This is a genomic window from Veillonella sp. (assembly GCF_019414865.1).
Taxonomy (GTDB): domain Bacteria; phylum Bacillota; class Negativicutes; order Veillonellales; family Veillonellaceae; genus Veillonella.
In genome coordinates this window covers 1-2,389 of sequence record NZ_DXLG01000179.1, presented here as the reverse complement: position 1 = coordinate 2,389, position 2,389 = coordinate 1, and the positions used below count along the sequence as shown (strand labels likewise).

Below are 2,389 nucleotides of genomic sequence, written 5' to 3'. Positions count from 1 at the left end.
TTCATATACTATACAAGTACCTGTTAGACAACAGAATACATGGAGAGGTGTCCGAGCGGCTGAAGGAGCATGATTGGAAATCATGTGTGCGGTTATCCCGTACCCAGGGTTCAAATCCCTGTCTCTCCGCCATAGTAAAAGCAGTGCTTATACACTGCTTTTTTATTATATAAAACCAAGAGGTGATACGAATGTATCACCTCTTTTTATATCTCTTATATCAAACTTTAAAGTATTACATTTTACTACTACCAAACGACTAAAGAGAAAAGGCTATCGACTTAACATCGATAGCCTTTTATGTTTATATCATTAGTTTATATTACTATTTATGAATTTTTCTAGCTATATCTCTAATAATTTCAGGTGTTGTTCTACAACAACCACCTATGATATCTGCCCCAGCATTACGCCATACATCAACATAATCTACAAATGATGCAGGGTCGCCATACCAGGTCTTAGTTTCACTATCATAGCTTTCACCAAGATTAGGATATACAGCAATCGGTTTATCCGTAACAGTCCGAATATCCTTAATCAAGGACTCTACGTATTCCGGCTTAGTACAGTTGACACCAATACCAGTTATAGGTCTAACCTTGTCGATCATCTCCGCGCATTTAATGATGGTTTCACCACTAGAAACATGATGTCCATCTTTACAAGAAAAGGCAATCCATCCTGGAATTCCTCTCGATGTGTATGGGTCAGACATGGCGCGAGCAATGGCAATGGCTTCGTCATAAGACGGAATGGTTTCAAAGGATAATATATCCGGGTTTTCTTCACAGAATAATGCTAACCGAGGAATATGGAATACTTCGAGATATTCAGTTTGCACATCAGGATATCCACGGTACTCAGATCCATCCGCCAAAAATGCACCATATGGTCCTACAGAAGCCGCCACTAATGGTTTAGGCAATGCACCTTCAGAAAAATATCTAACCCCATCTGGAGTCTCTTCACCAAGTGTAATCCCCCGCAATGTAAGTGCTCCAGTCGCCTTAGCCTCTAAAAACTCGTTGCGAGCTTGTACAGCTAAACGAACGGATAATTTAACGAGCTCTATAGCCTCTTCCGTACCATAACCTAATCCTTTAAAGCCAGCTACTGTTGCTTGATATCCAGAACTTTGAATGATATCTGCCCCAGCCGCCAAGTACGAGATATGTATTTTTTTGATGATATCCGGTTGGTCCATAAGAATCTTAGCAGACCATAATTTATGCTGAAGATTACAGCCGTAACGCTCTAACTCTGATCCTAACCCACCATCTAAAACGAGGGCGCCCTTCTCTTTAATTATATCCAAAAATGCACGTCGTTTAGCCATCATATCACCCATTCTATACTACCTCATACCTTTTGAGGTTTACTAAACGTATTATAACAAATAATACGTTTAGGTTCTATCTACAAACTATTTTAAATCCTCTGCTGGTGGCTCTTTACCAAACCATTTTTTATAAATCTCCGCATATTTGCCATTGGCTTTAATCTTAGCCAATCCATCGTTAACTTTATTAAGAAGCTCAGTATTGCCCTTCTTCACGGCAATACCAAGTGGTGCCGCATCATAGTCCTCTCCAGTAACCTTTGCGATACCTTTGCCCTTACTATTAACATAATATTCGTTGACCGGTGTATCGTTAATAACTACATCTACACCTCTATTTTGTAATTCTAAGAATGCATCTACGATGAGATTAAATTGGCGCACATCGGCATTAGGAATCTTACTAGCAATTTCCGCACCAGTAGAACCAATGGATACACCGATACGCTTTCCTTCTAAGTCCTTAAAACTATTGATATTCGTGTTATCGATATTTACAACGAGGCCATTACCTGCAATATAGTATGGTTTACTAAAGTCTACAGACTTGGCACGATCCTCGGAAATAGTCATATCCGAGATTGCAATATCGATGGTATTACTTTGTAGTGCTGGTAAAAGCGCATCAAAGTTCAAGTTTTGAATATCGGCTTCAACGCCCTCTTCCTGTGCAATGGCATTAATAATATCTACATCAAAACCAGCTAATTTACCGCTGTCTTTATCTTTAAAACCAAATGGTGCATAGGTCGCATCAGTACCAACGCGCCATGTCTTTTGACTAGTACCTGTATTACCACAGCCTGCTATAAATAAACTACTAGCGATGGTAAAAGCCCCTAAAAGAGCTGCTATTTTCTTAAATTTCATAATTAATTTTACTCTAACGTTACAATAATCTGTAAAGCTTTCTTTCTATATACGAATAAATCTATCTATACCTACAGTATGAGTATAATAAAAATAATACCTCTAGAGGTATTATAATATTATGATAACATTCGATATAGTTAGGGTCAATAAATCCAACTATATTAATAGGTATTA

At 38.2% G+C, this 2,389-nt stretch carries 2 protein-coding genes and 1 tRNA gene; 1 reads left to right on the top strand and 2 read right to left on the bottom strand.

What is annotated here, in order from left to right; translation table 11 throughout:
- Positions 1 to 41: 41 nt before the first annotated feature.
- Positions 42 to 132, top strand: a tRNA-Ser gene (locus QZ334_RS07995).
- Between the two features lie 193 nt (positions 133 to 325).
- Here QZ334_RS07995 and mmuM read toward each other — a convergent pair.
- Positions 326 to 1,351, bottom strand: coding sequence for a homocysteine S-methyltransferase (gene mmuM / locus QZ334_RS07990; protein WP_295233483.1), 1,026 nt, complete (start codon positions 1,349 to 1,351; stop codon positions 326 to 328).
- Between the two features lie 75 nt (positions 1,352 to 1,426).
- Positions 1,427 to 2,212, bottom strand: coding sequence for a basic amino acid ABC transporter substrate-binding protein (locus QZ334_RS07985; RefSeq protein ID WP_295233481.1), 786 nt, complete (start codon positions 2,210 to 2,212; stop codon positions 1,427 to 1,429).
- Positions 2,213 to 2,389: the final 177 nt, after the last annotated feature.